The sequence below is a fragment of the Actinomycetota bacterium genome (assembly GCA_030776725.1).
In the GTDB taxonomy this organism is placed as follows: Bacteria; Actinomycetota; Nitriliruptoria; order Nitriliruptorales; family JAHWKO01; genus JAHWKW01.
On sequence record JALYHG010000130.1, the window covers coordinates 1 to 5,325 of the forward strand.

Sequence of the window (5,325 nt, forward strand, 5' to 3'; positions counted from 1 at the left end):
GTTCGGCGGGGGCTCGGGCTGGGCGGGGGGTTCGCGGGGCGGGTGCTCGGCGGGGGGTTCGGCGGGGCGGGTGGCGTCGGCAGGCGACGCGCAGGTCCCGTCGCCCGGCGGGCTGATCGGCTGAGTCATCAGCGCAGCCGTCCGTGGGCGCGGGCGTTTGCCGCGTTCTCGGGGCGGGGGTACCGTCGTCGCCGCGACGCGGGGTGGAGCAGTTCGGTCAGCTCGCCGGGCTCATAACCCGGAGGTCGCAGGTTCAAATCCTGCCCCCGCTACCACTCGGAACCCCTGATATCTCCTCGATATCGGGGGTTTCGCGTTTCCGGGGGTCCGTCCCCGGGTGGTCACGCGGTCACAACGCAGTCACGAGAGACGTGACCGAGACACGAGCGACCCGTTCCGACGGGTCGAACGCGATCGCGTTATCCACAGGTAGCTCGCCGGGTTCGATCACGCAGCGTGGTCCAACTCGGCCCCCCTTCTCGGGTGGGTGTCACACGACACCGCTGTTCCGGCCCAGCCGGAACCCCACTTCATGCGCTGAGCGCACACCCGAAGGAGAGCATCATGAAGGGGAGCACGTTCAAGCGCTGCACGGTCTGCAACCGCGTGGTGAAGTACAGGAAGTGCGCGAGCTGCGGCTCGACGAGTTGGTCCTGGGGATACATCGTCGACGTCGGCAAGGACGGTGATGGCAAGCGTCGCCAGCAGCGACGCACCGGCTTCGAGAGCGAGGCGGAAGCGAAGGTCGCGCTCCAGGAGCTGATGACCGCGCTGGCGGCCGGCAGCTACCTCGAGCCGACCACGATGACCCTGACCGAGTACTGCGCGACCAGTGGCTGGCGGCGGTCAAGCCGCCGAAGCTGCGGCGCACCACGTGGGTCGGCTACCGACGGATCGTCGAGACCCGCATCGCGCCTCGCATCGGGGGCGTCCGGCTCCAGGAGGTCAACCCGACCCACCTGAACCGGCTGTACGCCGACCTAACTCGAGAACGGCCGCGTCGATCGGACCGGTGGCTTGTCGTTGAAGTCGGTCCGCGAGACCCACGTCGTACTGCGCAAGGCCATGTCGGACGCGGTGCGTTGGGGCTTCGTTCAGCGCAACCCTGCTGAGTCGGCGGATCCACCCCCGGCTCATGCTGCCGCAGCGGCGAGGCGGCGGGCGATCCGGGTCTGGTCGGCCGAGGAGCTCGGTCGGTTCCTCCAGCACGTGCGCGACGACGAGCAGTACCCGCTCTGGCTACTCCTCGCCTCGACCGGCATGCGGCGCGGCGAAGCCCTCGGTCTGCCGTGGCGCGACCTCGATCTCGACGCCGGACGTCTCGCCGTCCGCCAGAGCCTGCTCTGTATCGACGGCAACCCACGGATCGAGGAACCCAAGAGCCGCTACAGCATCCGAACGATCGATCTCGACCGCAGCACGGTCGCCGCGCTTCAGCAGCGTCGAGCGCAACAGGGACACGACCGTCGACCAGCGGGCAAGTACTGGACGGACAACGGTCTGGTCTTCACCCGCGATGACGGGGTCTGGCTGAACCCGGACTGGATGAGTGAGCGGTTCCGCCTCCTCAGCGAGGATGCGGGCGTGCCCTCGATCCGAATGCATGATCTCAGGCACACGCACGCCACCCTGCTGCTGCGCCAGGGCATCAACGTCAAGGTTGTCTCGGAGCGTCTCGGTCACCACTCGGTGGCGTTCACGCTGGATACGCACGCGCACGTCGTGCCCGGCATGCAGCGCGAGGCGGCGAATGCCTTCGGGAACCTGCTTCCAGACCTGTCCCAGCCGGACGATGACGACGATGACGATGGCACCGCCGGGGTCACCGCCATGGCATAACTGGATCTGGGCTCTGGGCGGTCCCACCCGGGTGAGATGAAATCTCGCTCAACGCAGCCGACCCATCACGCGCCGTTGCAATTTCACCTCACCGGTACGCGGACGCCCTTTCGCTTACGCTCGTAGGACAAGGCGACGGGCGGGACAGCGATGGCTCGACAGTGCGATGAGCTGAGGCAGCGTCGTGTCGAACGACTGGCAGAGGAGCTGGCTGACCATCTCCAGCGTGACGGTCACGCTGTCGCAGACATCTCCACCTTGACGGTCGACGTAGACTCTTGGCGCGCCGCAGGCCGGCACGCTGGAACGGCTCCTCGGTTGGTCAGTCCGCACCGCAGTGAACGAGCGAGCCGGCAGGGTGTGGCTCGTCGACAACCGCCGTGAGGACGAGCTCCCGCTCCCTGAGCGAAGAGCGAAGGAGCAGCGTTTGCGAGACGTGATCTCAAGGATCGAGTACTGACCAGCGCGTGCCGCCGGACGGGCCGACTACATCCAGTCCTATGGCTTCGGTGACGGTGTGTGTAGCCGATGCTCGTGTACGGGCAGACTCTCGGCGTCCCGAACAGCACTTGGGTCCCGGAGCCGTCGACTGACGAGTTGATCCAGAAGGCTGGACGGAAGTGAGTCGGCGAACTTCCACGCTTCGCCGACCTCGGCAGGAGGGTCCGTGGGAGCCTCCGACGCGTCTAGCGCTTCGTGCACCTGCTCTGCAGACGTGCCGTCCGCGAGACGCAGCGCCAGGCCACTCGAGACCGTGACCGGGGCGAGGTCCACGAGCCTCTGGGCCAGCTCGACGGTGGCGTCCGTCCCGGCGAACGTCCACCACCAGCTGACACCATCGGAGCCGGTAACCACGTCGGTCGACGGTTCTGAGGCCAACCAGCGGAAGCGCTCGCGAAGCTCCGCCACACCGACGACCGCTCGCTTGCTGTACTCGACACCGATCGGATCGTGTCCTGCCAACGATCGTCGCGTGGCCTGCGCCAGCTCGAGCGTGATGCCCGGACCCGAGCCGAGCCAGCTCGGCCGCCCTCGCCGCCCCGACGTCGGGCGTACGTGGACGACCCGCCGCTTCCAGTCGACGGTCTCGATCGTCCAGTCCCGGCCCGCGATCAGGAGCACGGTGGCCTGGTCGTCATCGTCGCGGCGGAGCAGGCTCTTGACGTGGACGTGGCCGAGTGAGGTTCGTCCATGCACGACGGTGAGCGTCGGTGGGTCGGCGAACACAGCAGTGAGGTCGAGGTAGTTGCGCTTGCCGTAGCGCTAAGTCCTGCTGCCCTCGCGGATGCCACACGTGACCGGCGTCGACCACAAGGCCGTGGACAGCGGCCACGGCGGATTCGCCCGTCTGCGCGGACTTCGCGTACGTCTTCGCCATGACGGTTCTCCGGATCCGTCGGACGCCAAAGGAGCACGGCCCTGTGACGTCCTATTTCGCGTGCTCCTGCCGTTTGTCGGTGAATCGGGCCTTAGCAAGCGGCGCGCCGGGGCGCGAACCCGTCTCAGCCAGGCTCTTGGCTGGAACGCCCTCGGTCGCGCACCGAAGGCGTTCCAGCCGTGTCCAGGGTCACCGCTTCTTGCGGGGCTTGCCCGCGTCGGAGCGCTTCTTCCGCCACTGCCCGGTCTTATTGCGGCTTCGGGGCTGCTTGCCCCCTCCCTGCTCGGGGACGTGCGGAACCTTGCCTGCACGGCGGTCGGCCATCGGCCTCACCTCCTCTCCACGTAGGCGAGAATATAGCATACATCAAGCTGTAGGCGTGATGGTGGTACGCGAGACATCGTTTCGATATGCTGCTTGGTGTCCAACCCATCAGGAGGGACCATGCCAGACCGCCGAGTCACCACGATCCGCCAGGACGCCGACCAGCACGCTGAACTCGAGGCGGTGGCCCAGGTTGAAGGCGTCCCCGTCTCGCAGATCGTTCGCGAGGCCATCTCGGACGCACTTGAGAAGCGACGTAAGGACCCCGAGTTCCAGGAGCGACTCCAGCGACACCTCGATGAGAATCGTCGGATTCTGGAGCGCCTGGCCGAATAGTGTCCCGGGAAGTGGTGTGATAAGTAGCCGTTCAGCGTGCCGTGGTGATGGTGCGCGTGACACCGTCCGTGTTCACGGAGCGTGAGGCTGCAAGAAGGAAGACCACCGCGTCATCCTCGAAGTGTCGAACAGCGAGGAGAACACGGTGGCCATCAACCAGTTTGACCTACTGGAGCTCGTTCGCAAGGTCGACGACGACCAGGCGGACATCGACTTCCTGCGCGAAGGGATCCGTGTGCTGGCCCAAGCGCTGATGGACGCGGACGTCACCGCTCAGATCGGCGCCGGCTACGGCGAGCGCAACCCCGATCAGCGTGCCACGCACCGAAACGGCTACCGCGATCGGCGGTGGGACACCCGGGGGGGCACGGTGGCGCTTCGGATCCCGAAACTGCGCCAGGGCAGCTACTACCCCCAGTGGCTGCTCGAGCCGCGTCGGCGGGCGGAGAAGGCGCTGGCCAGCGTGGTGATGCAGGCCTACGTCGAGGGGGTGTCGACCCGCCGGGTCGATGACGTTGCTCGTGCGATGGGCGTGGAGGGCATCTCGTCCTCGCAGGTGTCGCGCATCTGCAAGGACCTCGACGAGATCGTGGACGCCTGGCGCACGCGGCCGCTGGATGCCGGGCCGTATCCGTTCATGTGGGTTGACGCGCTCAGTCTGAAGATCCGCGAGGGTGGGCGCATCGTGACACTTGCGCGCTGATCGCCACCGCGGTCAACGCCGACGGACGCCGCGAGATCGTCGGGTTGCAGCTGGGCAGCTCGGAGACCGGAGCGGGCTGGACGGCGTTCCTGCGTGATCTGGTGGCCCGCGGGCTGCACGGGGTTCAGCTGGTCACCTCCGACGCGCACGGCGGGCTCAAAGACGCAATCGCCGCGGTGCTCGACGGCGCGCAGTGGCAACGGTGTCGCACCCACTTCACCGCCAACCTGCTCGACCGCATCCCCCGACACGACCAGGCGATGGTCGGCTCGCTGGTGCGCACGATTTTCGCCCAGCAACGTCCCACCGACGCGTGGGACCAGCTCGACCGGGTGATCGACAAGCTCGACGAGACCTACCCCGACGCCGCGGCGATGCTGCGTGACGCCGCCACCGACGTACTGGCCTACACCTCCTACCCCAAAGACACCTGGAAGCGCACGTGGAGCAACAATCCCCAGGAACGCCTCAACCGTGAAATCCGCCGCCGCACCGACGTCGTGGGCATCTTCCCCGACCGCGGCTCGGTGATCCGCCTCGTCGGTGCGGTGCTGGCCGAACAGCACGACGAGTGGCAGGTCGGACGGCGCTACATGAACCAGTCCACCATCCACGAAGCCCTCATCACCGTCATCGACGTTGACACCGACAAGGAGGCCCTCCCAGAACTACAGACCGCGACCGCTTGAGCGGTCACACCCGCGATGACAACGTGGTCTTCCACACCAACTTGCGGGACGCGACC

General features: G+C 67.1%; 3 protein-coding genes, 1 tRNA gene and 1 pseudogene. 4 read left to right on the forward strand and 1 reads right to left on the reverse strand.

Annotated features, from left to right (window positions below; genetic code table 11):
* Positions 1 to 197: 197 nt before the first annotated feature.
* Both M3N57_06090 and M3N57_06095 read left to right on the forward strand, forming a co-directional pair.
* Positions 198 to 275: transfer RNA gene (locus tag M3N57_06090), tRNA-Met, on the forward strand.
* Between the two features lie 934 nt (positions 276 to 1,209).
* The gene (locus tag M3N57_06095; GenBank protein MDP9022265.1) at positions 1,210 to 1,839 is read left to right on the forward strand and encodes a site-specific integrase; all 630 of its coding nucleotides are present in this window, start codon (positions 1,210 to 1,212) and stop codon (positions 1,837 to 1,839) included.
* A gap of 498 nt (positions 1,840 to 2,337) precedes the next feature.
* Here M3N57_06095 and M3N57_06100 read toward each other — a convergent pair whose 3' ends face one another.
* On the reverse strand, positions 2,338 to 3,036 hold the full coding sequence (locus M3N57_06100) for a hypothetical protein (GenBank protein MDP9022266.1): 699 nt from the start codon (positions 3,034 to 3,036) through the stop codon (positions 2,338 to 2,340).
* A gap of 625 nt (positions 3,037 to 3,661) precedes the next feature.
* Between M3N57_06100 and M3N57_06105 the strand changes: the two genes are divergently transcribed.
* Positions 3,662 to 3,877 (forward strand): ribbon-helix-helix domain-containing protein, encoded by a 216-nt coding sequence (locus tag M3N57_06105; GenBank protein MDP9022267.1) that lies wholly within the window; start codon positions 3,662 to 3,664, stop codon positions 3,875 to 3,877.
* 145 nt (positions 3,878 to 4,022) lie between these two features.
* Positions 4,023 to 5,269 (forward strand): annotated as a pseudogene (locus M3N57_06110) (IS256 family transposase).
* Positions 5,270 to 5,325 lie beyond the last annotated feature (56 nt).